Origin of the sequence: Actinomycetospora sp. NBRC 106378, from assembly GCF_030269685.1 — a bacterium.
Classification (GTDB): domain Bacteria; phylum Actinomycetota; class Actinomycetes; order Mycobacteriales; family Pseudonocardiaceae; genus Actinomycetospora.
Map to the genome: position 1 here is coordinate 19,957 of NZ_BSTT01000018.1, position 24,414 is coordinate 44,370.

Below are 24,414 nucleotides of genomic sequence, written 5' to 3' on the forward strand. Positions count from 1 at the left end.
GATTAGTGCTCACGAGCGCGGAGCGCACCTCGGACGAACGACGGCAGGTCCGGCAGCACCAGGTCGACCTGCTCCGGGCGGTACCAGGCGACGTGCAGGCTCACGGCGACCTGGTCCGCCGGTGGCTCGACGAGAGGTCGCGCGGCCACGTAGGTGGTCGCGATCCCGTCGACGACGTCGCGCCCGAGGACCTTCCCGGCACGGATGCGCACGCGGGTCTCCTCCAGGCACCCGCGCTCGGCCGTCGCGCCCACCGACTCCCGGGCCTCGGGGCGTCCGCCCGGCAGCACCGCCGGCGGCGTCTCGCCGGGCCGGTGCAGCAACAGCAGGCCGGGGCGGGCGACCACCACCGCGAGGACGAGGTGGTTGGCCCGGCTCATGCGGCCTTCCTACCGCGCCCGGGCCGGATCGAGGAGGTCCACCACCCGTTCCCGACGATGGGTCTCGGTCGCCGCGGGCACGCGCCCGGCCCGGCGCAGGGTCGCGAGCCCGTGCAGCGTCGCCCACCCGACCTCGGCGAGCTCGTCGTCGCCCCCGAGCGCGGCGCGCACCGCCTCGAAGCCCGCCCGCAGGACGGCGGGGGTCTCGTCGGCGGCGAAGGGCAGGGCGGCGAGGTCGAACATCGCCGTGTAGACCGCCGGGCGGGACGCGGCGAAGTCGAGGTAGGCGTCGGTGAGGGCGGCGACCCCGTCGCGGCCGGACCGACCCCCGACGGCGGTGGTCAGCGTCCGGGCCAGCTCGTCGAACCCCTCCAGCGCCACGGCGGCGACGATCTCGTCCTTCCCACCAGGGAAGTGGCCGTAGAGCACCGGTTGGCTGTACTCGATGCGGTCGGCGAGGCGACGGGTGGTGACGGCGTCCCAGCCCTGTTCCTCGGCGAGCTCGCGGGCCGTGGCGATGATCCGCCCGTGTCGGTCCGCCCGCTCGCGCGCCCTGCGTTCCTGCGTCGTCACCAGGCGAATCTAGCAGTGCTAGTAGAAGTGTTGTAGCGTCGCCCGTGTTCCTAGCAGTGCTAGAAAGGCGGAGGCTCGCATGGACGTACTCGCCGTGCTGACGGTGGTGGTGGTCGGCGTGCTCGTGGGTGTCGAGTTCGCGGTCGCCGTGTTCGTCAACCCGATCATGGACCGGATGCCCGGCACGGCCGGGCTCGCGGCACGCAGCGACGGGGCGCGGGTCCTGGGGCGGGTGATGCCGTTCTGGTACGTCGGCGCGCTGCTGCTCGGTGTCGCGTGGATCGTCCTGGCGTGGGGGAGTGCGGCCGTGGCCCCGGTCGGGGTGGGGGCCGGTCTCCTCGTCGTCGCCGTCGTGCTCTCGGTCGTGTTCCTCGTGCCGATCAACGACCGGGCTCGGACCTGGAGCGAGGGCGGGGCGCCGGCCGACTGGCGGGACCAGCTCGCGCGCTGGGACCGGCTGCACGTGCTGCGGACGGCCCTGCTCGTCGCGGCCTTCGCCGCGGTCGCGATCGGGCTGCTCGCGCTCTGAGGGCTAGACCGCGCCGACGGCGCCGAGGTGGTCGAGCGCGTAGCGCCCGCCCGCGCCGCCCCGCGGCCAGTCGACCACGTCGACGACGGGTCCGACGACCTGCAGCGCCTCGTGGATCGCGCGGCGACTGCGGGTGGTCAACCCGGCGAGGCCCCGGCTGTAGGTGCCGTCGAGCACGGCGGCCGCCCGGGGGTGGACGGGGGCGGCGTGCGTCGCCGCGATCAGGCTCCCCGGGGCGAGCAGATCCCGCCACCGACGCAGGAGAGCCGCGACGTCGTCGTGCACGAAGTGCAGCACCCCGCAGACGAGCAGGGCGATCGGACGGGTCGGGTCGAGCGAGCCGTCGATCTCGGGGGCGGCGAGGACGCAGTCGGGTGCGCGCAGGTCGCCCCAGGTCACGCTGACCTCCGGCGTGCCGGCGACCAGCTCGCGGGCGTGCGCCACGACCACCGGGTCGAGGTCGACGTAGGCGACGCGGGCGGCCGGGTTCACCGCGTGCACGAACCCGTGCACCGACTGGTTCGACGGGATGCCGCAGCCGAGGTCGAGGAACTGGTCGATGCCCTGCGCGTGGGCGTACCGCACGGCCCGGCGCACGAACGCGCGGTTGGCCCGGACGCGGGCCTCCACCAGGGGGTCGATCCGCAGCAGCGTGGCGGCGGCCTCCCGGTCGACCGCGAAGTTGGCGCTCCCGCCCAGCAGGACGTCGACGGTGCGCGCGAAGTTCGGCAGCTCCAGGTCGGCGGCGGTGGAGACGATCGAGTCCAGCTCCAGGCCGGCGTCGTGCGGGAGGCTCCGCGGGTCACGGGGGCCGGGCGGCGGCGGCGCGGGGAAGTACTCGACCTGCATGCTCACTCCTTCGGACGTGCTCACCGACGATGTCGCCACGACACGTCGAGTCGTGAGCCCACGAACGAGTGAATTCGGGCGACGATGTCGCCCGAGGGGCTGCTCCGGCCCCGACCGTGAGCATCTGACCGACACTGGTGGGGTGACCGTCCTCGCCACCCGGGTCAGCGCGGTGAGCTCACCGACCCTCCTGCTCGCCGTGCTCTACCCGGTGGTCGGGGCCCTCGCGGCCGGGCCGCCCGGCATCGCGTGGTCGTTGCTCGGGATGGTGTTCACGGTGGTGATCCCGGCCGCGATCGTCGACGTCGGGGTGCGCCGCGGCCGCTACACCGACCACCACCTCTCCCGCCGTGAGCAGCGGGCCGTCCCGCTCGGGTTCGCGGCGCTGTCGGTGCTCGTCGGCCTCGGCGTGCTGTGGCTGGCCGGCGCGCCGCGGGCGATCGTGGCGCTGCAGGTCGCGGTGCTGGTCACGGTCCTGGTGGCCACCACGGTCACGCTGTGGTGGAAGGTCAGCTTCCACACGGCGGTCGTGGCTGCGGCGGCCGCCGTCCTCACGCTGCTCGGCGGTGGCTGGTGGGCGCTCGCCTGGCTCGCCGTCCCCGTCGTCGGGTGGGCCCGGCTGCGGCTGACCGCGCACACGCTCGCCCAGGTGATCGTCGGCGGGGTGCTCGGGGCGGGCGTGAGCGGGCTGGTGCTGATCATCGCGGGCGTAGCGTGAGTCGCGTGGCGAGCACCTCCTGGGATCCCGCGCTCTACCTCGACTTCGACGACCACCGCTCCCGTCCGTTCGTCGACCTCCTCGCCCGGGTCGGGGCCCGCTCACCCCGGCACGTGGTCGACGCCGGGTGCGGGCCGGGCCACCTCACCGCCGTGCTCGCGGCGCGCTGGCCCGACGCCCGCGTGACCGCCTTCGACTCCTCGCCCGACATGGTCGCCGCCGCCCGGGAGCGCGGCGTCGACGCCACCCGCCAGGACGTCGGGAGCTGGTCGCCGGAGGGTGACGTGATCGTCTCCAACGCCGTCCTGCAGTGGGTGCCCGGCCACCGGGCGCTGCTGCGTCGCTGGGTCGACGCCCTTCCCGACGCCGGGTGGCTCGCCGTGCAGGTCCCCGGCAACTTCACCGCGCCGTCGCACGTGCTCGCCCGCGAGGTCGCCGACCGGTTCGACGTGCCGCTGCGCGACGCCGCCACGGTCGCCGAGCCCGCGGAGTACGCCGGGGACCTGGCGGGCGCGTCCGCGGTCGACGTCTGGGAGACCACCTACCTGCAGCGCCTCACCGGGGAGGACCCGGTGCTGCGCTGGATCTCCGGGACGGCGCTGCGCCCGGTGCGCGACGCCCTGTCCGATGCGGCGTACCGCGACTTCGTCGAGGTCCTCGCGCCCCGGCTGCGGGAGGCCTACCCGGCGAACCCCGACGGCTCCACCTGGTTCCCGTTCCGCCGGATCTTCCTGGTCGCCCGCCGGTAGCCCTCGGACGCCCTCACGCCGCGGCCCGGTGCGCCGCGTCGAAGTCGGCGATCAGCCCGTGCGGCGCGTCGTCGCCGAAGAGGCGCCGGTAGTTGTCGGACTCGGTCGCCGCGGCGGCCGCCCGGGGGAAGAGGTCCCGCTCGTACTCGGTCAGGGCGGCCTCGGGGTCGTCCGGGTGCGCGGCCAGGGCACGGCCGAGCTCGGCGCCGTCGAGCATCGCGACGTTGGCGCCCTCGCCGTTGGGCGGCTGCAGATGGGCCGCGTCGCCGAGCAGTGTCACGCCCGGCGTGCGTTCCCAGCGGTGCCCGGCCGGCAGGGTGTGGATGCGACGCACCACCGGCGGCGTGCCCCGTCCGGTGATCAGGGCCGTGAGCGCCGTGTCCCAGCCGTCGTACTCGCGCGCGACGCGGGCCGTCGTGGCGGCGGGGTCGGTGCCGTCGAGGCCGTCGGCCCAGTCCGGCGGCACCAGCATCTGGGCCCAGGCGTGCAGTCGGCCGAAGCGTTCGCGGTGGACCATGATCCCGCGGCCGGGGGCGAGGGCGAGCGTCGTGCCGCCGCCGACGAGGGCGGCGGCCGCCCGGTGCTGCTCGCCGTCGCGGTCGAGATAGGTCTCGACCATCGTCACGCCCGCATAGGTCGGCGTCGCGTCGGAGAGCAGCGGGCGGATCCGCGACCACGCGCCGTCGGCGCCGACCAGGACGTCCGTGTCCCGCGTCGCGCCGTCGGCGAGGGTCAGCTCGTGGCGGCCCGCGCCCCGGTCCCGCACGGCGCGGACCCGGTGTCCCCAACGCACCGTGCCGGCCGGGAGCGCGTCGAGCAGGACCGACCGCAGCTCCCCGCGCTGCACCTCGGGGTTCTCGCCGCGGTTCTCGTCGGGCAGGTCGAGCAGGACGGTCCCCGACCGGTCGAGGATGCGGTAGGCCTCGCGCCCGGGCAGGACGAGGTCGGCGAACGCGTCGCCCAGTCCGGCGGCCGCCGGCCCAGGGGTGCGCGGCGATCGCGTCGAACAGGGCGAGGGCGAGCGCCCGGAGGGTCTGCCGCGGGTCGGGACCGGCGACCCCGTCCAGGGCGCGGGCGAGCACGTCGTCGGTGGCCGTCAACTACGTCCTCGGGGTCGCCGGTCAGAACGCCGCCGACGCCCGGCTCCTCGCCGAGCGGCAGGAGGGCCAGGAGACGTTCCTCGCGATGGTCGCCACCGAGTGGGAACGGCTCGACCCGGCCCGGTACCCGCGCCTGAACCGGGCGGCGTCCGCGCTCGCGGAGCCCGACGACCGCGCGCAGTTCCTCGCCGGCGTCGACCTCATCCTGACCGGCGTCGCCGCCCTCCACGGTGATCGGCGCTAGGCCTCCACCCGCGCCGGGGCCAGCAGTTCGACCGCGTTCCCGCCCCGGATCGCCTCGGCGTCGGCCGGGTCCAGCCCGGCGGCGGCGAGCCGGTCCAGCGGGTCGGTCACGGCCATGTCGAACGGGTAGTCGGTCCCGAGCAGCACCCGGTCCGCGCCCGCCGTCGCGACGAGGTGCCGCAGCGCCTCCGGGGTGTAGACGAGCGCGTCGAACCACATCCGCCGCAGCGCCGTGCTCGGCGGCGCGGGCGCGGCCCGGTCGTCGGGCCGGGCGTGCCAGGCGTGGTCCTGCCGGGCCGTGCCGGACGGGAAGAAGCCGCCGCCGTGCGCGGCGAGCAACCGCACCCCCCTATCGGCGTGCTGCCCTTCTGTCGGGAGAAGACCGGCAGCGACCAGCCGGGAGAGGGCCACCGTCGTCTCGACGGGGTTCCCGACCGTGTTCGACAGGTAGCCGACGTCGAGCCGCTCTCCGAGGGTGCAGCCCCACGGGTGCACGAAGACGACCGCCTCGAGCTCGGCCGCCGCGGCCCAGAAGCCGGCGAGGTCGGGATCGTCGAGTTCCCGACGGCGGGCGTCGGGTCCCGTCACGTGGGTGGAGACCTCGACGCCGCGCAGCCCGTCGCGGACGGCCGACCGCAGCACGTCGACGGCGAGGTCGGGGTGCTGCAGCGGGGCGGTGCCGAGGCCGAGGAGGCGGTCGGGGGCGCCGGCGCAGTGCTCGAGCACGCCGGTGTTGACGGCGTCCGCGTAGGCGAGCGCGAGGTCACGGTCGGCCCACGGGTGGTGGATCGGCATCGGGCTGACGAGCTGCCGCTCGACGCCCGCCGCGTCCATGGCCGCGAGCCGGTGGTCGAGGCGCGTCAGGGCGAGGCCGAGCGCCGCGATCTGCTCGCGGTTGACCCGACTGCTCGCCGCCCCGGCCGCCCGGCCCTCGACGGCACGGGCCGCCCCGAGCTCGGGCCGGTCGGCCACCAGCGCCTCAGCGGCCGGCACGAGCAGGTGCGCGTGGACGTCCGTGGTGGGACTGGCAGGGCTGGCGGGGCTGGTGGGGCTGGCAGGGCTGGCGGCGCTCATCGGTGTGCCCTCTCCGGTGGCAGGAAAGCGTCGTTGCTGTCGTCCGGTGGCAGCAACGACGCTTTCCTGCCACGAGGGGAGGGGCCACGGGGCTGAGGACGGGCCCGCGGGATCGGGGTCGGCTCGACGCCCGGGACCACGCGGCTGGTCAGGGTGCCGATGCCCTCGACCGACAGGGAGACCACGCTGCCCGGCCGCAGCGGCGGGAGCTCGTCGTGCGACACCCCGCGGCCCCAGAGCTCGCCGAGGCACCCGCCGTGTCCGCAGGTGCCCGAGCCCAGCACGTCGCCGGGGCGGACCTCGGTGCCCCGCGAGGCGTACGCGACCAGGTCACCGAACGTCCAGCCCATGTTCGAGAGCCGGTCGGTCCCGACGACCCGACCGTCGACCCGCGCCTCCAGTGCCAGGTCGAGGTCGCTGAACTCGTCGGCGGTGACCAGCCACGGTCCCAGGGTGGTCGCGGTGTCCTTGCCCTTCGCCGGCCCGAGCCCGACCTGCATCTCCGCGGCCTGCAGGTCCCGCGCCGACCAGTCGTTCATGATCGTGAACCCCGCGATCGCGGCCGCCCCCTGCTCCGGGGTGAGGTCGCGACCGGTGCGGCCGACCACCGCGGCCACCTCGAGCTCGAAGTCGAGGACGGCCGAGCCCGGCGGCATCGGGACGTCGTCCGCCGGGCCGAGCGTGGCGTACGGGTTGGAGAAGTAGAACGCGGGCGCGGCGTACCAGGCGTCGGGGACACCGGCGAGCTGCCGCATGCCCTCGACGTGCTCCTCGAACGTCACGAAGTCCCGCACGGTGGGCGGCTGCAGCGGGGCGAGCAGCCGCACGTCGTCGAGGGCCACGGCCGGCGCCGACAGCGCGGCCTCGCCCGCCTCGAGCAGGGTCCCCGCGCGCAGCAGGTCCAGGACCGAGTCCGCGGCGTCCAGCACGTGCACGGCGTCGTCGACGACCCGCCCGACCCGCACCGCCCCGGCGTCGGGAAGGAGGACCGTGGCGATCCGCATCAGACCGGGGGGGCGACGAAGACGCCGCGGTCGGGGTCGTTGAACGACTTCTTCGCGACGAACTCGCTCATCGGGTTCGCCGTACCCCACTGGTCGGAGACCATCGGGTCGGTGAAGTCGTGCAGCGACGGGTGCCAGGTGTCCTCGTCGAGGCACTCCAGCTCGGTCGTGTACTCGACGGTGTTGCCCTGCGGGTCGAGGAAGTAGGAGAACGTGTTGTTCCCGGCCAGGTGCCGGCCCGGGCCCCACACCTTCTCCACCCCCGCGCGCAGCAGCCGCCCGGTGCCGCGCATGTACTCGTCGATGCCGCGCAGCTCGAACGACGCGTGGTGCAGCGACACGTGCGGGCAGCGCGCGATCGCCAGCGAGTGGTGCTGGGGGTTGCAGCGCAGGAAATACATCATCTCGCCCATGTGCGGGGAGAACAGCGTGTCGGAGAGCGTGAAGTCGAGGTGGCGGTCGTACCAGGCGACCAGCGCCTCCGGCTGCGGCGAGTTGATCACCACGTGGGAGAGCTTCACCGGGACCGACTCGCCCTCCTCGATCTTCCGGTGGGCCCGGAGCGCGACGTCGGCGGACACCTCGATCGTCCGGCCCTCGAGGTCGAAGAACCGGAAGCCGTAGCCCCCGCCCGGCGTCTGGAGCTTGTCCGGGGTGGAGACGAGGGTGACGCCCTCGCGGCCGAGCTTCTCGGCGAGCGCGTCGACGTCGGCCGGGGTCTCCGCGCCGAACGCGATGAGGTCGACCCGCTTCTCGGCGTCGGCGCGCAGCCGCACCTGGTACTGCTCCGGCGAGCCCTGCGCCGCGAGGAAGGCGATCCCGGTGTCGGTCGTCTCGGGCACGAGCTGCCAGAGGTCGGTGTAGAAGGCGAGCTGGCGGTCGAAGTCGGGCACGCCGAGGTCGACGTGCCGGAGGTGGGTGATCAGGCGGTCCATGGGGGCTCCGGGAAGGGCGAGCGAAGCGACGGGGGATCGAACTCAGGGGCGCTGCGCGAGCAGCGCGGAGGTGCGGCCCATGAGGCCGGGGACGTCGGCGTGCGGGTCGGCGTCGAGCAGCCAGCGCGCCAGCTGCACCGACCCGCTCACCACCGCTCCGGCCCGTTCCCGACGGCGGGTGGCGTAGGCCGCGAGCGCGGCGTCGAGTTCCTCGTGGCCGGTCAGCTCGTCGACCAGGACGCTCGCGTCCTCCAGGGCCATCGCCGCGCCCTGGGCCAGGGTGGGCGGGCAGGAGTGGGCGGCGTCGCCGACCAGCACGACCCGCCCGCGATGCCACGGCCCGTCGACGAGGTGGTGGGTGAACCACGTGTAGTTGACCCGGTCGGCGTCGGTCATGCGCTCGCGGATCTCGGTCCACGGCCCGCCGTACTGCGCGGCGAGTTCCCGCATCGTCGCCAGGCGGTCCTCCGGGCCGAGGTCGGTCCGGTCGGTGGCGTCCTCGACGAGGTACGCGTAGATCGAGTCGTCGCCGGTCGGGCAGTACCCGGCGATGTGGGCGGCGCCGCCGTAGGTGAGGTCGGTGCGGGTGATGCTCTCGGGCCGCGTCGTGAAGACCCGCCAGATGCCCATGCCGACCGGTTCCGGCGTCGTCGTGATGCCGAGGCGGGCGCGGATGCGGGAGTTGAGGCCGTCGGCGGCGACGACGAGGTCCCAGGTCCCGCGGGTCCCGTCGTCCAGGGTCGCACCTCCGTCGGGCGCGACCTGCGTGACCCGTGTGCCCGTCCGCACCTTCGCGCCGGCGGCGCCGGCCTGCTCCAGCAGCAGCGTGGCCATGACGGCGCGGGGCATCCCGACCGTCGCCGGCAGGTCCGGCCCTCCGGTGCGGGCGTCGGGGATGACGGCGAGGACGGTCCCGTCGGGCGTGCGCAGGCCGACCTCGTCGAAGGCGTACCCGTGGGCGAGGATCGCGTCGAGGACGCCGAGCTCGCGGAACACCCGCAGCGCGTTGCCCTGCAGGGTGATGCCGGAGCCGGCGGACCCGACGTCGGCGGTGGCCTCGACGAGGTCGACGGCCACGCCCGCGCGGGCGAGCAGGATGGCGGCGGCCGCCCCGGCGGCCCCGCCGCCGACGACGAGTGCTGAGCCGATCATCATGGTCACCGCACCGCGATCGGGTTGACGGGGGAGCCGACGGCGCCCGTGATCCGCAGCGGGGCCGCCGTCAGGAAGAACGCGTACCGGCCGTCGGCGGCGCAGGCCTCGGCGAGGCCGTCGAGGTCCCACATCTCGCCGAGGAACAGGCCCAGGTGCGGGATCGCGACCTGGTGCAGCGGCTGGAAGGCGACGTCGAACTCGTTCGGCCGGACCTCGACGCCCCAGGTGTCGGTGGCGATCGCCGCGACGTCGGAGTCGTGCAGCCAGTCGAGCGTGGTGAACGACAGCCCGGGGGCGGGCCCGCCCGCGTAGGTGCCCCAGCCCTCGCGACGGGTCCGGGCGTACTGGCCGGTGCGGACGCAGACGATGTCGCCGGGCCGGATCACCACGCCGTGCGCGACCCGGGTGGTCTCGAGGTCGTCGGCGGTGATCGGGAAGGAGTCGGGCAGCTCGCCGCGCTCGTCGCCGAGCACGCGCCCGACGTCGAGCAGGACCCCGCGGCCGGCGAGGTGGGCGGCGGCCGTCTCGATGCCGGTGACGCGGTCGCCCTCGACCCGCACGACCTCGGCGGCGTCGCGGCCGTTCCAGGCCTTGCCGTGGTCGAAGATGTGGCCGAGCCCGTCCCACTGGGTGGAGCACTGCAGGGGCATGGCGATCACGTCGTCGGCGCCGCCGATGCCGTGCGGGAACTCCCCGTCGAGGGCCTCGTGGCCGGTACCGAGCATCGTGTGCACCGGGTTGGTGCGCTTCTTCCAGCCGTGCTGCGGGCCGGCCTCGTCGAACGGCTGGGAGAGCGAGAACGTCTCGCCGGTGCGCACGCACGCTGCGCCCTCGAGCCGCTTGGCCGGGGTCAGCAGGTTGAGCGAGCCGAGGACGTCGTCGGCACCCCAGCGGCCCCAGCGGGAGACGCGGGCGACGACGGCGGCGACGGCCGCCTCGGGGTCGGCCGGGTCGTACCCGGCGGCGAGGACCGCGGCGCGGTCGGTGGAGCCGACGGTGGCGGTCACGGCGCGACCACCCGGGTGCGCTGGGTGCCGAGGTCGACGCCGGGGCCGGTGATCGAGCCGGTCATCACGTCGCCGTCGCGCAGCAGCCGGCCGCGCGCCATGCCGTTGCCGGCGGGGCTGCCGGTGAGCACCAGGTCGCCGGGGCGCAGCGGGGTGATCTCGGCGGCGGCCGCGACCAGGGCGGCGACGTCGAAGAGCATGTCCTTCGTCGTCTCGTCCTGCATCACCTCGTGCGTGTCCCCGCCGTCGAGCTCGAGGCGGATGCGCAGGTCGGCGGGGTCGACGTCCCGGGCAGGGACGAGCCAGGGGCCGAGCGGGGTGAAGCCGGGGCCGTTCTTCGCGCGGAACCAGTCGGTGCCGATCTCGGGCATGTCGCGGCGGAACACCTGGTCCCGGGCGGTGAGGTCGTTGGCGATCGTGTACGCGGCGACGTGGTCGAGGGCGTCGGCGCGGCCGACCCGGAACGCCTCGCGTCCGATGACGGCGGCGAGTTCGAGCTCCCAGTCGAACTGCTGCGTCCACGGCGGGATCGGGACGTCGTCGGTCGGGCCCGTGACCGCGCTCGGCAGCCCGACGAAGAGGTACGGCGTGCCCTCCGCGGCGCGCCGGTCCATCAGGGCCGCGACCTCGGCGCGGATCTCGGCGTCCGGCCGCGTGCCGCGCTCGGCGTGGTGCGCGGCCGCGAGGTCGATGACGTGCGTGCGGTAGTTCGCGCCCGACTGCAGCACCTGCCCGGGCTCGACCGGCGCGTGCACGGCGAGGTCCGCGAGCGGGGTGCCGCGCTCGTCCGCGCGGGCGTCGAGCGCGGGGAGCGCCGCGTCCCAGTCGGCGAGCAGGGCCACCGTGGTGGTGGCGAGGTCGACCACCTCGTCCGCCTCGGTGACGAGCCCGGCGAACCGGCGGTCGTCCCCGGGGCGCGAGAACGTCCCCAGCCTGATCATGGGCCCTCCGCGGTGAGAGTCGGTGTGGTGCACCCGACTCTGCGCGCGGGTTCAGGAGCCCCGGAAGGCCGAAGTGCTGATGGTGGGCATCGACGGGACCGATCCCCGCTGGTCGGGCGCCCGCGTCAGGCCGAGTCGTCGTCCTGGTCGCGGTGCGTCCGGGCGTGGTCGGAGAGGGACTCCGACACCCGGTCCAGGAGGCGGACCGCCCGGTGGCCGACGGAGTGGTCGGGCCGCTCCCCGGCGGACCCCGGGGCGTCGCGACGGTCGGAGTCGCCCGACCGGGTCCGGTCGTCGGAGGCCGAGTCGTCGGAGGCCGAGTCGTCGGAGGCCGAGTCGTCGGAGGCCGAGTCGCCGGAGGCCGAGTCGTCGGAAGCCTGGTCGTCATGGTCGGAGTCGGTCCGGACCCGGGACTCCGGACCGTCGGAGTCCGACCGGTGCTCGAGGCGCGCGGCCCGTGCCTCGGCCGCGTGCCCGCCAGCGCCGTCCGAGGTCTCCTGCGAGCCCACCGGCTCCGCCGCCCGCGGCGCGGCCGCCTCGACGGGCTCCGGGATCGGCTGCGGGACCGGTTGCGGGACCGGCTCAGGGGCGGGCTCCGGGAGCGGGGGCACCGTCGCGACGGCGGGGGGCAGCGGCAGCCCCGGCACGGGCGTCGACCCGACGGCGGCGGCGTACGCCGCGGCGGAGCCCGCGCCCGAGGCGTTGACCAGCGCGCCCAGTCCGGCGCCACCCGCGAGCAGCAGGGCCGCGGCGGCGACCACCACGGCCCGGCGGCCGCGGGCGGCGGCCGCGCCGCCCCGTCGTCGGGACCGGACCGGCAGGGTCCGCAGGCGCTCCAGGACGTCCTCGACGGTGGGGCGGGCGGCCGGCGAGGCGGCCGTCATGGCGTCGAGCAGCGCACGCAGGGCGGCGGGCACGCGGGGCGGGCCGAGTTCGGCGAGCAGCCGCCCGAGGGCGTACACGTCGGCCGCCGGGGCCGACCCGGACCCGGGGGCGGGGTACGGCGGGTCCAGCCGCAGGTCGGACCACTGCGCGAGCCACGGCAGCAGCCCGACGTCGGACAGCGCGGCGCCGCGCTCGGAGAACGCCACCGTGCCCGGGCCGAGCCCGCCGTGCGAGCGGCCACGCCGGTGCAGCGGAACCAGGGCGCCGGCCACGGCGAGTCCGAGTTCGCGGACCTCGGCGACGTCCAGTCCGGCCGGCGGCGTCGTCTCGGCGAGCGTCCGTGCCTCGGGGTGCTGGGTGACCAGGAACGTCCGCCCGCGCCACGACCCGCCGTCGTAGACCTCCGCGGTCTCGGACGAGCGGTCGAGCCACGACTGCCCGGGCAAGGTCAGGTCCTGCGACCCGGCACGGTCGATCATGGTGACCGAGACGGTCCGGCGCAGCAGGCGGTCCACCGCGCGGTGGGAGCAACAGCCCGGTGACCGCCGCAGCACGGGGCCCAGGTGGTAGCGGCCGAGGATCTCGGCGGGGTGGTCGTGGCAGGGCTCGACGGCGCTCATCTGGGGTGGGACGGCCTTCCTCGGCGGGGGAGGCCGGGCGGCGTGACCCGGCGGACGACGGCCGCGCTCGTGGACCCGACGGCCGGATAACCCGGTCGAATCGCGCCCAACCGTCCGCACGTCGACCGATTCGAGAGGGCGTGTGGCCACCGCCCGTCGCTGGTATCCGGGGCCCCCGTCACCAGTCCGAGGGAGCCACGCATGGACGCCGAAGAGGCCCGACGCACGCTGACCGAGGAGCGCCGACGCCTCGTCGAGGTCGGCGACTTCAACCGGGAGCAGCAGCCCGAGCCCGCCGTCGAGCAGGAGGGTGCGATGGGGCAGCACCCCGGGGACTACGGCACCGAGGTCGAGGAGTTCATGGACGCCGACGCCATGGACGACTTCACCCGCCGTCAGATCGAGGAGATCGACGCGGCCCTGCGCCGGATCGACGACGGGTCCTGGGGGCGTTGCGTCGTCTGCAGCCGCGAGATCGACGCCGAGCGGCTCGAGGCCCGCCCGCAGGCCGAGCGCTGCCGCGAGCACCAGGAGGAGCTCGAACGCTCCTCCCGGTGACCGGTTCACGACGACGGGCGGTACCCCGGGTCGATCTCGTCGTCGCGCAGCCGGGCGGCCGGTCCGGCCGTCCCGGGGTCGTCGCCGGCGCCGTCGGCCGACCGGTCGCCGGGGGCGGTGAGCTCGTCCTCGTCGATCTCGTGCACCGCGGCCTCCTCGGCGGCCGCCACGCCGCCCGACATCCCGGCGTCGTCGGCGTCGAGGACGTCGGTGGCGCGGGTGTCCGGGGCGGTGTCGTCGGCCACGAGCCGACCGGCGCGCTCGTCGCCGGCCTCGCTGCCGAGGTCGTCGGCGGTCGGGTCGGGAGCCGCGGAGACCCCGTCGACCCCCACGGTGTCGTCGGGGATCTCACGAGCGAGCCGCTCGTCCACGGTCTCCCGGTGGCGTTGGCCGGCGGGGGTGGTGTCGGGGTCGTCGAGGCCGAAGGGGCGGTTCGGGGCCACCGTCAGCGCGTCCATCGCGTCGGTTCCGGGCGGCCCGTCGAGGGTGTCGCCGCTCTCCAGCTGGATGGCCGAGCCGAGATCGGGCTCCTCGGGCACGGCGTCGTCCTGCTCTCCGGGGTGCGTCATCCGCCCCGGCTACCCGCGACCGGGTCGCGCCGATGTGCCCGATTGAGCCCGACCCGCCGTCGGGAAGCCCCGCGACCATGGCGGACACCGTGATCCTCGACGTCGACGGCACCCTCGTCGACTCCAACTACCACCACGCCGTGGCCTGGTACCGGGCGTTCCGCCGCCACGACGTCACCGTGCCCCTCTGGCACCTGCACCGCGCCATCGGCATGGGCGGTGACCAGCTCGTCGCGCACGTGTCGAGCCAGGAGATCGAGGACGCGCACGGCGACGACCTGCGCGCCGAGCACTCCGAGGAGTTCGACCGTCTCATCGGCGAGGTCGCCCCGTTCGCCGAGACCGAGCAGCTCCTGCGCGGGCTGCGCGAGCAGGGCCTGAAGATCGTCCTCGCCACCTCCGGCGGCAGCAAGCACGCCGAGCACTTCCTCGACCTCATCGACGGGCGCTCGTACGCCGACGACGTGATCACCTCGAGTGACGTGGAGGCCAGCAAGCCGGCCCCGGACCTCGTCGAGCTCGCCCTCGAGCGGGAGAACAGCCGCGACGCGGTGCTCGTCGGCGACTCGGTGTGGGACGGGCAGGCCGGGGTCCGCGCCGGGGTGCCGTTCCTCGCCGTCCGCACCGGCGGGTTCTCGGCCGACGAGCTCACCGAGGCCGGCGCGGAGTTCGTCGCGCACGACCTGACCGAGCTCCTCGACCACGTGCGCGGGCAGGTGTCCAGCCCGCAGTAGGGGGCGGATGCGGTATGCCTGTGCCGTGACGGTGGAACGGTCGACGGTGACCCGCCTGGTCAACCTCGACCTCAACCTGCTGCTGTCGCTGCGCGCGCTGCTCGCCGAGCGCAACGTCACGCGGGCGGCCGCCGCGCTCGGGCTCTCCCAGCCCGCCGTCAGCGCGGCGCTGGCCCGGCTGCGCCGCCACTTCGGCGACGAGCTGCTCACGCGGGTCGGCAACCGCTACGAGCTGACCCCGCTCGCGGTCCGCCTCGTCGACCGCACCGAGGCCGCCGTCGCGGGCATCGAGCGGGTGTTCTCGGCGGCCCCCGACTTCGACCCCGCGGCCACGACCCGCGAGTTCACGCTGCTCGTCTCCGACTACGCGACGACGGTGCTCGGTGCCCCGCTGGCCGCGACGTTCGCGCGCGCCGCGCCCGCCGCCCGGCTGCGCCTGTGCCCCCACCGCCCGGAGGACATCGTCGGCGCGGCCGACCGGCTGCGGGCGGTCGACGGCCTGTTCATCCCGCACGGGTTCATCGACGACCTGCCGTTCCTCGACCTCTACGAGGACCACTGGGTGGTGCTGGTCGCCGCGTCCAACCCCCGCGTCGGCGACACCGTGACGCTCGACGACCTCGCCGCGCTGCCGTGGGTCACCGTCTACCACCGCCCGACCGCCTTCACCCCGGCCGCGCAGCAGCTCCGCGCGCACGGCATCGAGCCGCGCGCCCAGGTGGTCGTGGAGTCGTTCCACCCGATCCCGGAGCTGGTCGCCGGGACCGACCGCGTCGCCCTCGTGCAGGGGCGGCTCGCGGCGCGGCTGCGCCCCGACGACGGGGTGCGGGCGCTGCCCTGCCCCTTCACGACGACGCCCCTGGTCGAGGCGTTCTGGTGGCACCCGATGTACGACGCCGACCCCGCCCACCGTTGGCTGCGGGCCCTGCTCGCCGAGGTGTGCGGGACGCTGCCCGGCATCGACCGCGTGGATGGTCGCCCCCAACCGGAGTGATTTCCGATCAGTCCCGCCGCGCCCCGAGACTCCGCTGTGGTGCCGATCACGGCCCCGCTCGGAGCGCGACATGGAGGTCGGCCGTGACGGTCACACAGCAGCAGGGGGCGCCCCCGACGACGGGTCGGGCGACCGGGCAGGGCGCGATCCTGCTGGCCGGGAGCTGCCTGCCGATCCTCGGCTCGGTGCTCCTCGCGCCGGTGCTGCCGCGGATGATGGAGGCCTTCGCGACGACGGCCGGGGTGGAGATCCTCGTCCCCGTCGTCCTCACCGCGCCGGCGCTGATGATCGGCCTGCTCGCCCCGATCGCCGGCCGGCTGGTCGACGCGGCCGGGCGCAAGCGGGTGCTCGTCGTCGCGCTCGTGGTCTACGCGCTGTTCGGCACCGCGCCGCTCTACCTGGACTCGCTCGGGGCGATCGTCGCCAGCCGCGTGGGGGTGGGCATCTGCGAGGCCGCGATCATGACCGCCTGCACCACCCTGCTCGCCGACCTCTTCTCCGGCACCGTCCGGGACCGCTGGTTCGCCCGGCAGACGATCGCGACCACCCTCGCCGCCACCGCCTTCTTCGCCCTCGGCGGGGCGCTCGGCGCCGTGAGCTGGCGGGCACCGTTCGTCCTCTACGTCTGCAGCCTGGTCATCGCGGTGCTCGCCGCCGTGTTCGTGCGCTCCACCGGCCGGACCCCCTCCGCCGCGCTGCCCCCGGTGCCGTGGCGTCTCGTCGCGGTGCCCTGCCTGGTCACCCTGTTCGGCGGGATCGTCTTCTACACGCCGATCGCCGAGCTCTCGCTCGTGCTGGCCTCCGTCGGGGTCACCTCGACCGCGACGATCGGGCTGGTCAGTGCGGTCGCGTCGCTGGCGACGGCCGCCGGTGGGTTCACCTTCGGCCGCGTCTCGGGCCGGGGCGTCCGGGCGTTGCTGCCGGTCGCGCTGGGGCTGGCGGCGGTCGGCCTCGTCGTGGTCGGGCTGACCTCCTCGGTGGTGGTGATCGCCGTCGGTGCGGTGATCGCCTCGGCGGGGACCGGCCTCCTGCTCCCGACCCTGCTCACCTGGGCCCTCTCCGGCCTCGACTTCGCCGAGCGCGGCCGCGGCACCGGGCTGTGGACCGCCGCGATGTTCATCGGCCAGTTCTTCTGCCCGCTCGTACTGCTCGCCGCGTCCGCCCCGCTCGGCGGCCTCTCCCCGGCGGTGCTCGCGCTCGGGGTGCTCACCGCGGTGGTCGCCGGCGTGGCGCCGCTGGTCGTCCGTCGCTGGGCGGCCCGGCTCGCCTGATCTCCTTCCCGACGGCGGGTCGGTGCATTCAGTGGCACGGGGAGCCCTGACGGTGCCGCAGTGCCACTGAAAGCAGCGCCGGCCCTTCCCGACGGCGGGTCGGTGAATTCAGTGGCACGCGGTGCACTCAGGTCGCCCCGGTGCCACTGATTCCGGGCGGGCCCTTGCCGACGACGGGTCGAGACGTCACTCATCGGCCCGTTGAACGGTGCCGGAGCCCGACCAGCGACGTATGGGCCGTAGTGCCGCTCGAATGTCAGTGGCACGGGGAGCCCTGACGGTGCCTCGTTGCCACTGAAAGCAGCGCCGGCCCTGAACGACGGCGGGTGGTGCGGGTCGGTGCTCCGGCGACTTCAGTGGCACGGGGTGCACTCAGGTGGCCCCGGTGCCACTGAATCCGGGCCGGCCCGTCCGACGGCGGGCCCAGACGTCACCCCATCCGCCGCAGCCCGACCGGTGACGTCTCGTCGTCGGGTGGGACGCAGAGGACACCCGGCCGGTCGCGTGTGGCTCCCGGGACGTGTGGGGCGCCGCGGTTACCGTGTCCGACATGGCCCGTACCGAGACGCGTTCGCAGCGCAGCCGCCCGCTCACCGGTGGGCGGACGCCGGGGCGCACGGTCGCGACCGCGCAGCCGTCGCGGTCCGGGTCCGGTCGCCGGGCGCCCGCCCGGAAGCCGGCCGCCCGGAAGCCCGCGCGGCGCCGGACCGGACCCGGCCCGCTCGTCCGCGGGATGCGCGGGGCGTGGACGCTCACCGCGCGGGGGCTCGGGTCGGTGGCCCGCACCATCGGCCGCGGCCGGGAGATCGACGCCGCGCACCGGCGGGACGGCATCGCGCTGGCACTGGTCGTCCTCGCGCTGGTCACCGCGGCCGGGCTCTGGCTCGGTGCCGGCGGACCGATCGGCGCGGGCATCCAGATCGCCCTCCGGACCGTGCTCGGTTCCGTCGCCCTCGCGCTGCCGGTCGTGCTGATCGGCATCGCCGTGCTGCTCATGCGCACCGACCCGAACCCGGAGACCCGGCCCCGCACCGTCGTCGGGGCCCTGTTGCTCACCGTCGGCGTGCTCGGGGCCTGGCACCTCTCGGTCGGCGCGCCGGAGCTCCTCGCCGGGCGACAGGCCGGGGGAGGGGTGATCGGCGCGTGGCTGGCCGACCCGCTGACCGCCGGCGTCACGGTCTGGCTCGCCATGCCGGTCCTGGTGCTCGTCGCCGCGTTCGGGCTGCTCGTGCTCACCGGCACGCCGGTCCGCGACGTGCCGCGTCGCGTCCGCTGCCTGATCACGGGCGAGGCCTTCGACGACGACGAGTACGACGACGAGTGGGGCAGCCCGGAGGACGTCGAGGACACCGAGGGGGCCGCCGAGACCGAGGTCATCGAGAAGCCGCGGCGCCGGAAGAAGAAGGTCGCGGAGGACGAGGAGCAGGCCGACCTCCTCGACGCCGACGCCCACCCGGCCCGTCACCGCGACCATCTCTCGGAGCCGATCGACCGGACCCCCGCGCCCGAACCGCCCGCCGTCGAGAAGGCCCCCGAACCCGCCGTCGCGAAGGAGCCCGCGAAGAAGCGCAAGCCCGCCGCGGAGATCCCCGAGACCCCGCCCGTCGTCGAGGACTCCGAGACCGACCCGCAGGCCGCGCAGTCGTTCTCCAGCCACCGCGAGCCGCCCGAGGGCGAGCAGGACTACCACCTGCCGCCGCCGGACCTGCTGGTCGCGGGCGACCCGCCGAAGGCCCGCTCCGCCGCGAACGACGCGATGATCGACGCGATCACCGGCGTGCTGGAGCAGTTCAAGATCGACGCGCAGGTCACCGGCTTCGTGCGCGGGCCGACGGTCACGCGCTACGAGGTGGAGCTCGGCCACGGCGTGAAGGTCGAGAAGATCACCCAGCTGCACCGCAACCTGGCCTACGCCGCGGCGACCGACAACGTCCGTCTGCTCGCGCCCATCCCGGGCAAGTCGGCGGTCGGCATCGAGGTGCCGAACTCCGACCGTGAGATGGTCCGGCTCGCCGACGTGCTGTCGTCGAACACGGCGCGGCGCGAGACGCACCCGATGGTCATCGGCCTGGGCAAGGACATCGAGGGCCAGATGGTGCTGGCGAACCTCGCGAAGATGCCCCACCTGCTGGTCGCCGGTTCGACCGGTTCCGGTAAGTCCAGCTTCGTCAACTCCATGCTGGTCTCGCTGCTGGCGCGGGCCACGCCGGACGAGGTCCGGATGATCCTCATCGACCCGAAGATGGTCGAGCTGACGCCCTACGAGGGCATCCCGCACCTGATCACGCCGATCATCACCTCGCCGAAGAAGGCCGCGACCGCGCTGGCGTGGCTCGTCGAGGAGATGGAGCAGCGCTACGCGGACATGCAGGCCAACCGGGTGCGCCACATCGACGTGTTCAACGAGCACGTGCGCTCGGGCAAGATCCAGGCGCCGCCCGGCTCCGAGCGGGTCTACCGGCCCTACCCGTACATCATGGCGATCGTCGACGAGCTCGCCGACCTCATGATGACCGCGCCCCGCGACGTCGAGGACGCGATCGTCCGCATCACCCAGAAGGCCCGTGCGGCCGGCATCCACCTGGTGCTCGCGACGCAGCGGCCGTCGGTGGACGTCGTCACCGGTCTGATCAAGACCAACGTGCCGTCGCGGCTGGCGTTCGCCACCAGCTCGCTCACCGACTCGCGCGTCATCCTCGACCAGCCGGGCGCGGAGAAGCTGATCGGCATGGGCGACGCGCTGTTCCTGCCCATGGGCGCGGGCAAGACGAACCGGCTGCAGGGCGCGTTCGTCGGCGACGACGAGATCGCCGCGATGGTCGACTTCTGCAAGGAGCAGGCCGAGCCGGACTACGACGACTCCGTCACCACCGAGGCCGCCGGCGAGAAGAAGGAGATCGACCCGGACATCGGGGACGACCTCGAGGTCCTGCTGCAGGCGGCGGAACTCATCGTGACCAGTCAGTTCGGCTCGACGTCGATGCTGCAGCGCAAGCTCCGCGTCGGGTTCGCGAAGGCCGGGCGCCTCATGGACCTGCTCGAGACGCGGGGCGTGGTCGGCCCGAGCGAGGGCTCCAAGGCCCGTGACGTGCTGTTCAAGCCCGACGAGCTCCCGGACCTCCTCGCGTCGATCCGCGGCGAGCCCGCTCCCGCACCCGTCGCCGACGACGGCGCGACGGACCTGGGGGACCCGGATCGGGTGGACGCCTGAAGTCCTCCGCGTGTCCTGTCAGGTCGCTCAGGGTGTTCTGTCAGGCTGCCCGCGGCTGGTTCCTCCGGGGGTCGGGAGTGGCGGATCATGATCGGTGACGAGGAGAAGGACGCGGCGCACGCGATCGTCGCGGACGTGCCGGGCGCGGTGGCCCGGGAGCGCGATCGCGTCGCGGCCGACCTGCGGGCCGTCGTCGTCGAGCACCTGCACCGACTCGAGTCCGCCCCCGACGACGAGGTCCCGCGCCACGCGGCCGCCGCCCTGGACGCCACCGGGCGGGCCGCCGCGCTCGGCGGGCTGCCCACCGTGGACGACCTGACCGCGACCGGACCGAGCCGCTGGCCGTGGCTCGTCGTCGGGACCGCGATCGGTGCCGCGGTGCTCGCGCTCCTCGCGCTCGTGGCCGTCCTGCTGCCCGCGTCGGTCGCGGCCGGCCCGCTGCTGGTCGTCTCCCTCGTGGTGCTCATGGCCCTCACCGCCCGGCACGCGCCCCCGATCGCGTCCGCCCTCGGACTCGCCGCGGTGCTCGGTGTCCTGGCCGTCGCCGCGCCGTTCGCGACGACGGCCGCTCCCGCGGCCGGCATGGTCGCCGGGGCGGTCCACCTGCCGACCGGGACGGCGCCCCAGTCCGGCGCGTGCCTGCTGCTCGGGGTGGCGCTCGCCGCGTCGTGGGGGATCGGGCTGCACCGGCGCCGGTCCGCCGTGGCCGCCCGGCGCCGCCGCTGGCTCGGCGCGGTGGACGCGCTCGGCCGGTGCGACGCGCACGGCCGGCTCGGCCTCGCCGCGGTTGTCCACCGGACACTCGTCCACGAGCTCGCGGTGCTGGCGTCGGACGCGACCGAGCCCCGGCGCGGTCGCGTCGCCCGGCACCGGCTCGCCGGGGTGCTGCCGGCCCTGACCGCCGTCGACCTCGCGCCGCGCCCGCAGACCGTGGTCGACGGGACCCTCGACACCGGGCGGGTCGCGATGCTCGTCGCCGACGCCCAGCAGGCCGCGCACGCCGAGGCGCGCCGTTCCGGTCGCCCGCCGTCGGTGGTGGTGTGCGGCGTGCCGGCGACCGACCGCCCCGAGGTGGGCCTGCTCGCCGCCCGACTGCTCGCCGACCTGGTCACCGACGTCGCCTCCTGCCCGGGGCCGGTCCCGGCGAGCGTGTCGGTCGAGCACCGCGCGGACGCGGTCACCCTGGAGGTCGCCTCCGGCCGGGGGCGACGCGCCGCGGAGCTCTCGCCCGCTCTCGCCGAGCGCGCCGCCGTGCTCGGCGGCACCGTCGAGGTGACCGCGACGAGCGGCGCGGTCTCGGTGCGGGTCGTGCTGCCCACGGGCGCGACGGCCGAGGTCACCCCGATCCCGCGGGCCCTCCCCGAGACCGGACCCGCGCAGGCGGCCTGAGCCGTCTACAGGTCGAGCAGCATCCGCGTGTTGCCGAGGGTGTTCGGCTTGACGTAGGCGAGGTCGAGGAACTCCGCGACGCCCTCGTCGGCCGACTGCATCATCTCGAGGTAGATCTCCTGCGTCACCGGTGAGCCGTCGATCTCCCGGAACCCGTGGCGCAGGAAGAACTCGACCTCGAAGGTGAGGACGAACAGGCTCGCGAGGCCGAGGGCACGCGCCTCACCGATCAGCTCGTCGACGAGGGTGTGTCCGACACCACCGCCCTGGGTCGAGGGGTGCACCGCGATGGTGCGGACCTCGCCGAGGTTCTCCCACAGCACGTGCAGCGCGCCGCAGCCCACGACCTCCCGGCCGCGCACCGCGACCCGGAACTCCTGGACGGTCTCGTACAGGGTGACCAGCGGTTTGCGCAGCAGGATGTTGTCGTCGGCGAACGAGTCGACGAGGGCCTTGATCCCGCGGACGTCGGCCGTCCGGGCGCGTCGCAACAGGACCGGGGACGACGGCGACGATGACACGGGGTGCCACTGTAGGCACCGGAGCACCGGGCGGCGGTGCGGGTGCGTCTACCCTGGACGGGTGCCATCGCCTGGGGATATCCACGCGGGCGCATCCCAGGAGCAAGCCCGGGGCCGTGTGGCGCTCGTGACCCTGGGGTGCGCGCGCAACGACGTCGACTCCGAGGAACTCGCCGGCCGGCTCGCCGCCGAGGGCTGGGAGATCTCGGCCGACGACGACGGCAGCGCCGACGTCGTCCTCGTCAACACCTGCACCTTCGTGGAGCAGGCCAAGAAGGACTCGGTCGACGCGGTGCTCGCCGCCGGCGGGCCGGACTCCAAGGTCGTCGCGGTCGGCTGCATGGCCGAGCGCTACGGCGCGGAGCTCGCCGAGGCCCTCCCCGAGGCGACCGCGGTGCTGGGCTTCGACCACTACGGCGCGATCGGCGAGCGCCTCGACGACGTGCTGGCCGGCCGGCCGCTCGCCTCGCACCAGCCCGCCGACCGCCGCACGCTGTTGCCGATCAGCCCGGTGAAGCGCCCGGAGGCGGTCCGCGACGGCAGCATCCCCGGCCACGACTGGCTGCCCGAGGTGCCCCGCAAGCGGCTCGACGACGCGCCGGTGGCCCCGCTCAAGCTCGCCTCCGGGTGCGACCGGCGCTGCGCCTTCTGCGCCATCCCGTCCTTCCGCGGGGCGTTCGTCTCGCGGGCCGCGGACGACGTCGTCGCCGAGGCCGCCTGGCTCGCCGACCACGGCGTCGCCGAGGTGACGCTGGTCAGCGAGAACTCGACCTCCTACGGCAAGGACATCGACGCGCGCGGCGCGGCCGGGGGAGCGCTCGAGCGGCTCCTGGGCTCGCTCGCGGAGGTCCCCGGTCTGCGTCGGGTCCGCGTCTCCTACCTGCAGCCCGCCGAGGTCCGCCCGCCGCTGCTGGCCGCGATCGCCCGCACCGAGCGGGTCGCCGACTACTTCGACCTCTCCTTCCAGCACGCCTCCGGGCCGCTGCTGCGCCGGATGCGCCGGTTCGGGTCGCGGGAGTCGTTCCTCGCCCTGTGCGCCGAGATCCGCGCGCTGGCCCCCGAGGCCGGCATCCGGTCCAACGTCATCGTCGGCTTCCCCGGCGAGACCGAGGAGGACCTCGCCGAGCTCGAGGCGTTCCTCTCCGCGGCCGAGCTCGACGCCGTCGGGGTCTTCGGCTACTCCGACGAGGACGGCACCGAGGCCGCCGACCTGCCCGACAAGATCGACCCGGCCGGGGTCGCCGCGCGCGTCGAGCGGATCACCTCGCTGGTCGAGGTGGTCTCGGCCGACCGCGCCGCGCGCCGCGTCGGCACCGAGGTCGAGGTGCTCGTCGAGCGCCAGGAGCTCTCCGCGGCCGCCGAGGCCGACCTGGCCGCCGCCTACCCCGACCTCGCCGACGTCGAGGACCTCGACCTCGCCGAGCTCGGTCTGGACGCCGAGCCGGAGATGACCGACCTGCCCGACGAGCCGGACGACGAGGCCGAGGTGGAGGACACCGCGCCGGGCGACCTCGTCTGGATCGGCCGCGCCGCCCACCAGGGCCCGGACGTCGACGGCGAGTGCCTGCTCACCGGCGACGAGGACCTCCTCGCCGACCTCCACCGCGGGGCCATGGTGCGGGCCCGCGTGGTCGCCTCCGACGGCGTCGACCTCGTCGTCGAGGCGCTCGAGGTGCTCGAGCTGCTCTCGCCCACGGCCGACCGCGAGCCCGCCGCGACGGGCGCCCGGTGACCCAGCAGGCGGTGGGCCCGGTGGATCGTCCGGTTCCGCTGGTCAACATCGCCAACGCGCTCACCGTGGCGCGGCTGGTGCTGGTGCCGGTGTTCCTCGTCGCGCTCTTCACCGCCGGGGGGCACGACGCCGGATGGCGCTGGGCGGCGTTCGGCGTCTTCGCCCTCGCCTCGGTCACCGACTCCTTCGACGGTGAGTTCGCCCGACGCTGGGGTCTCGTCACCGACTTCGGCAAGATCGCCGACCCGATCGCCGACAAGGCGCTGGTCGGCGCGGCCCTGATCGGGCTGTCGGTGCTGGGCGAGCTGGGGTGGTGGGTGACCCTCGTCATCGCCGTCCGCGAGCTGGGGGTGACCGGCCTGCGCTTCTGGGTGCTGCGCCACGGAGTGATTCCGGCGAGTCGCGGCGGCAAGCTCAAGACGGTGCTGCAGACCTTCGCGCTCGGTCTCGCGATCATGCCGCTGCCGGCGTGGGCGGCCCCCGGCGTGGCCGTGTTGTTCCTGCTCGCGGTGGTGGTCACGGTGGTGACGGGCCTCGACTACGTCGCCCAGGCGGTCCGGCTGCGGCGGGCCGCGCTGCGCTGAGCCGCCCCGAGGCTCCCAGTTCGCCCACGGTGAACGTGGTCGTGCGCCCCGACGCGGGAGCGCGGGAGTCGGTACCGTGGTCGGAACGG

25 protein-coding genes are annotated in these 24,414 nt (G+C 75.0%); 12 read left to right on the forward strand and 13 right to left on the reverse strand.

Features of this window, described 5'->3' with window-relative positions:
• Positions 1–2 precede the first annotated feature (2 nt).
• Both QSK00_RS26925 and QSK00_RS26930 read right to left on the reverse strand, forming a co-directional pair.
• Complete coding sequence (locus tag QSK00_RS26925) at positions 3–380, reverse strand: NUDIX hydrolase (protein WP_285595966.1); 378 nt, start codon at positions 378–380, stop codon at positions 3–5.
• A gap of 9 nt (positions 381–389) precedes the next feature.
• A complete protein-coding gene (locus QSK00_RS26930; protein ID WP_285595967.1) occupies positions 390–953 on the reverse strand; it encodes a TetR/AcrR family transcriptional regulator in 564 nt (187 codons plus the stop codon).
• Positions 954–1,032: 79 nt separating this feature from the next.
• Between QSK00_RS26930 and QSK00_RS26935 the strand changes: the two genes are divergently transcribed.
• A complete protein-coding gene (locus tag QSK00_RS26935; protein ID WP_285595969.1) occupies positions 1,033–1,482 on the forward strand; it encodes an anthrone oxygenase family protein in 450 nt (149 codons plus the stop codon).
• Positions 1,483–1,485: 3 nt separating this feature from the next.
• Here QSK00_RS26935 and QSK00_RS26940 read toward each other — a convergent pair whose 3' ends face one another.
• Positions 1,486–2,331, reverse strand: a complete 846-nt coding sequence (locus QSK00_RS26940) for an SAM-dependent methyltransferase (RefSeq protein ID WP_285595971.1) — start codon at positions 2,329–2,331, stop codon at positions 1,486–1,488.
• 142 nt (positions 2,332–2,473) lie between these two features.
• On the opposite strand from QSK00_RS26940, the gene QSK00_RS26945 reads away from it, so the two are divergent.
• Together QSK00_RS26945 and QSK00_RS26950 are read left to right on the forward strand one after the other, a co-directional pair.
• Positions 2,474–3,049: a hypothetical protein gene (locus tag QSK00_RS26945; protein WP_285595972.1), complete on the forward strand. Its 576-nt coding sequence runs from the start codon at positions 2,474–2,476 to the stop codon at positions 3,047–3,049.
• Positions 3,050–3,054: 5 nt separating this feature from the next.
• Positions 3,055–3,798: a trans-aconitate 2-methyltransferase gene (locus tag QSK00_RS26950; RefSeq protein WP_285595973.1), complete on the forward strand. Its 744-nt coding sequence runs from the start codon at positions 3,055–3,057 to the stop codon at positions 3,796–3,798.
• Positions 3,799–3,811: 13 nt separating this feature from the next.
• Here QSK00_RS26950 and QSK00_RS26955 read toward each other — a convergent pair whose 3' ends face one another.
• Positions 3,812–4,645 (reverse strand): FAD-dependent oxidoreductase, encoded by an 834-nt coding sequence (locus QSK00_RS26955; protein ID WP_352231174.1) that lies wholly within the window; start codon positions 4,643–4,645, stop codon positions 3,812–3,814.
• Between the two features lie 242 nt (positions 4,646–4,887).
• Here QSK00_RS26955 and QSK00_RS26960 point away from each other — a divergent pair, with 242 nt between their 5' ends.
• On the forward strand, positions 4,888–5,142 hold the full coding sequence (locus QSK00_RS26960) for a TetR/AcrR family transcriptional regulator C-terminal domain-containing protein (RefSeq protein WP_285595975.1): 255 nt from the start codon (positions 4,888–4,890) through the stop codon (positions 5,140–5,142).
• On the opposite strand, the gene QSK00_RS26965 is transcribed toward QSK00_RS26960, so the two are convergent.
• The 7 genes from QSK00_RS26965 to QSK00_RS26995 all read right to left on the reverse strand — a co-directional run bounded on the left by QSK00_RS26965 (position 5,139) and on the right by QSK00_RS26995 (position 12,762).
• Positions 5,139–6,215, reverse strand: a complete 1,077-nt coding sequence (locus QSK00_RS26965; protein ID WP_285595977.1) for an amidohydrolase family protein — start codon at positions 6,213–6,215, stop codon at positions 5,139–5,141. The two genes, QSK00_RS26960 and QSK00_RS26965, sit on opposite strands and share 4 nt — an antisense overlap.
• Positions 6,212–7,219: a fumarylacetoacetate hydrolase family protein gene (locus tag QSK00_RS26970; protein WP_285595981.1), complete on the reverse strand. Its 1,008-nt coding sequence runs from the start codon at positions 7,217–7,219 to the stop codon at positions 6,212–6,214. Before QSK00_RS26970 ends, QSK00_RS26965 begins: the two co-directional genes overlap by 4 nt.
• The gene (locus QSK00_RS26975) at positions 7,219–8,154 is read right to left on the reverse strand and encodes a VOC family protein (protein ID WP_285595983.1); all 936 of its coding nucleotides are present in this window, start codon (positions 8,152–8,154) and stop codon (positions 7,219–7,221) included. Before QSK00_RS26975 ends, QSK00_RS26970 begins: the two co-directional genes overlap by 1 nt.
• 42 nt (positions 8,155–8,196) lie before the next feature.
• Positions 8,197–9,306 carry an FAD-dependent monooxygenase gene (locus QSK00_RS26980; protein WP_285595985.1) on the reverse strand — a complete coding sequence of 370 codons (1,110 nt, stop codon included), beginning with the start codon at positions 9,304–9,306 and terminating at the stop codon, positions 8,197–8,199.
• Between the two features lie 5 nt (positions 9,307–9,311).
• On the reverse strand, positions 9,312–10,316 hold the full coding sequence (locus QSK00_RS26985) for a cyclase family protein (protein WP_285595987.1): 1,005 nt from the start codon (positions 10,314–10,316) through the stop codon (positions 9,312–9,314).
• On the reverse strand, positions 10,313–11,257 hold the full coding sequence (locus tag QSK00_RS26990) for a fumarylacetoacetate hydrolase family protein (RefSeq protein ID WP_285595989.1): 945 nt from the start codon (positions 11,255–11,257) through the stop codon (positions 10,313–10,315). Before QSK00_RS26990 ends, QSK00_RS26985 begins: the two co-directional genes overlap by 4 nt.
• 125 nt (positions 11,258–11,382) lie before the next feature.
• Positions 11,383–12,762 (reverse strand): protein kinase family protein, encoded by a 1,380-nt coding sequence (locus tag QSK00_RS26995; RefSeq protein ID WP_285595991.1) that lies wholly within the window; start codon positions 12,760–12,762, stop codon positions 11,383–11,385.
• 201 nt (positions 12,763–12,963) lie between these two features.
• Here QSK00_RS26995 and QSK00_RS27000 point away from each other — a divergent pair, with 201 nt between their 5' ends.
• The gene (locus tag QSK00_RS27000) at positions 12,964–13,320 is read left to right on the forward strand and encodes a TraR/DksA family transcriptional regulator (protein WP_285595993.1); all 357 of its coding nucleotides are present in this window, start codon (positions 12,964–12,966) and stop codon (positions 13,318–13,320) included.
• A gap of 5 nt (positions 13,321–13,325) precedes the next feature.
• Here QSK00_RS27000 and QSK00_RS27005 read toward each other — a convergent pair whose 3' ends face one another.
• Positions 13,326–13,889 (reverse strand): DUF5709 domain-containing protein, encoded by a 564-nt coding sequence (locus QSK00_RS27005; RefSeq protein ID WP_285595995.1) that lies wholly within the window; start codon positions 13,887–13,889, stop codon positions 13,326–13,328.
• A gap of 77 nt (positions 13,890–13,966) precedes the next feature.
• Here QSK00_RS27005 and QSK00_RS27010 point away from each other — a divergent pair, with 77 nt between their 5' ends.
• The 5 genes from QSK00_RS27010 to QSK00_RS27030 all read left to right on the forward strand — a co-directional run bounded on the left by QSK00_RS27010 (position 13,967) and on the right by QSK00_RS27030 (position 21,488).
• Complete coding sequence (locus QSK00_RS27010; RefSeq protein WP_285595997.1) at positions 13,967–14,623, forward strand: HAD family hydrolase; 657 nt, start codon at positions 13,967–13,969, stop codon at positions 14,621–14,623.
• 25 nt (positions 14,624–14,648) lie between these two features.
• Positions 14,649–15,617 (forward strand): LysR family transcriptional regulator, encoded by a 969-nt coding sequence (locus QSK00_RS27015; RefSeq protein WP_285596000.1) that lies wholly within the window; start codon positions 14,649–14,651, stop codon positions 15,615–15,617.
• An 83-nt stretch (positions 15,618–15,700) separates the two neighbouring features.
• Entirely contained in the window at positions 15,701–16,888 is a 1,188-nt protein-coding gene (locus tag QSK00_RS27020; RefSeq protein ID WP_285596001.1) for an MFS transporter, read from the forward strand.
• A gap of 550 nt (positions 16,889–17,438) precedes the next feature.
• A complete protein-coding gene (locus QSK00_RS27025) occupies positions 17,439–20,099 on the forward strand; it encodes an FtsK/SpoIIIE family DNA translocase (RefSeq protein WP_285596003.1) in 2,661 nt (886 codons plus the stop codon).
• 87 nt (positions 20,100–20,186) lie between these two features.
• The gene (locus QSK00_RS27030) at positions 20,187–21,488 is read left to right on the forward strand and encodes a hypothetical protein (RefSeq protein ID WP_285596005.1); all 1,302 of its coding nucleotides are present in this window, start codon (positions 20,187–20,189) and stop codon (positions 21,486–21,488) included.
• 5 nt (positions 21,489–21,493) lie between these two features.
• Here QSK00_RS27030 and QSK00_RS27035 read toward each other — a convergent pair whose 3' ends face one another.
• Entirely contained in the window at positions 21,494–22,009 is a 516-nt protein-coding gene (locus tag QSK00_RS27035; RefSeq protein ID WP_285596007.1) for an amino-acid N-acetyltransferase, read from the reverse strand.
• Positions 22,010–22,127: 118 nt separating this feature from the next.
• Between QSK00_RS27035 and QSK00_RS27040 the strand changes: the two genes are divergently transcribed.
• Complete coding sequence (locus QSK00_RS27040; protein WP_285596010.1) at positions 22,128–23,741, forward strand: MiaB/RimO family radical SAM methylthiotransferase; 1,614 nt, start codon at positions 22,128–22,130, stop codon at positions 23,739–23,741.
• A complete protein-coding gene (gene pgsA / locus QSK00_RS27045) occupies positions 23,738–24,325 on the forward strand; it encodes a CDP-diacylglycerol--glycerol-3-phosphate 3-phosphatidyltransferase (protein ID WP_502872083.1) in 588 nt (195 codons plus the stop codon). The genes QSK00_RS27040 and pgsA overlap by 4 nt, the downstream gene beginning before the upstream one ends.
• The last annotated feature ends 89 nt before the right edge of the window (positions 24,326–24,414 follow it).

Bases quoted from the DNA above. Each gene is read 5' to 3' on its own strand.
- QSK00_RS26935 (WP_285595969.1), top strand. From the start codon at position 1,033: ATGGACGTACTCGCCGTGCTGACGGTGGTGGTGGTCGGCGTGCTCGTG.
- QSK00_RS27025 (WP_285596003.1), top strand. From the start codon at position 17,439: ATGGCCCGTACCGAGACGCGTTCGCAGCGCAGCCGCCCGCTCACCGGT.
- QSK00_RS26980 (WP_285595985.1), bottom strand. From the start codon at position 9,306: ATGATCGGCTCAGCACTCGTCGTCGGCGGCGGGGCCGCCGGGGCGGCC.
- QSK00_RS26975 (WP_285595983.1), bottom strand. From the start codon at position 8,154: ATGGACCGCCTGATCACCCACCTCCGGCACGTCGACCTCGGCGTGCCC.
- QSK00_RS27005 (WP_285595995.1), bottom strand. From the start codon at position 13,889: ATGACGCACCCCGGAGAGCAGGACGACGCCGTGCCCGAGGAGCCCGAT.
- QSK00_RS27000 (WP_285595993.1), top strand. From the start codon at position 12,964: ATGGACGCCGAAGAGGCCCGACGCACGCTGACCGAGGAGCGCCGACGC.
- QSK00_RS26970 (WP_285595981.1), bottom strand. From the start codon at position 7,219: ATGCGGATCGCCACGGTCCTCCTTCCCGACGCCGGGGCGGTGCGGGTC.
- QSK00_RS27030 (WP_285596005.1), top strand. From the start codon at position 20,187: ATGATCGGTGACGAGGAGAAGGACGCGGCGCACGCGATCGTCGCGGAC.
- QSK00_RS26965 (WP_285595977.1), bottom strand. From the start codon at position 6,215: ATGAGCGCCGCCAGCCCTGCCAGCCCCACCAGCCCCGCCAGCCCTGCC.
- QSK00_RS27010 (WP_285595997.1), top strand. From the start codon at position 13,967: ATGGCGGACACCGTGATCCTCGACGTCGACGGCACCCTCGTCGACTCC.
- QSK00_RS26995 (WP_285595991.1), bottom strand. From the start codon at position 12,762: ATGAGCGCCGTCGAGCCCTGCCACGACCACCCCGCCGAGATCCTCGGC.
- QSK00_RS26925 (WP_285595966.1), bottom strand. From the start codon at position 380: ATGAGCCGGGCCAACCACCTCGTCCTCGCGGTGGTGGTCGCCCGCCCC.
- QSK00_RS26990 (WP_285595989.1), bottom strand. From the start codon at position 11,257: ATGATCAGGCTGGGGACGTTCTCGCGCCCCGGGGACGACCGCCGGTTC.
- QSK00_RS26940 (WP_285595971.1), bottom strand. From the start codon at position 2,331: ATGCAGGTCGAGTACTTCCCCGCGCCGCCGCCGCCCGGCCCCCGTGAC.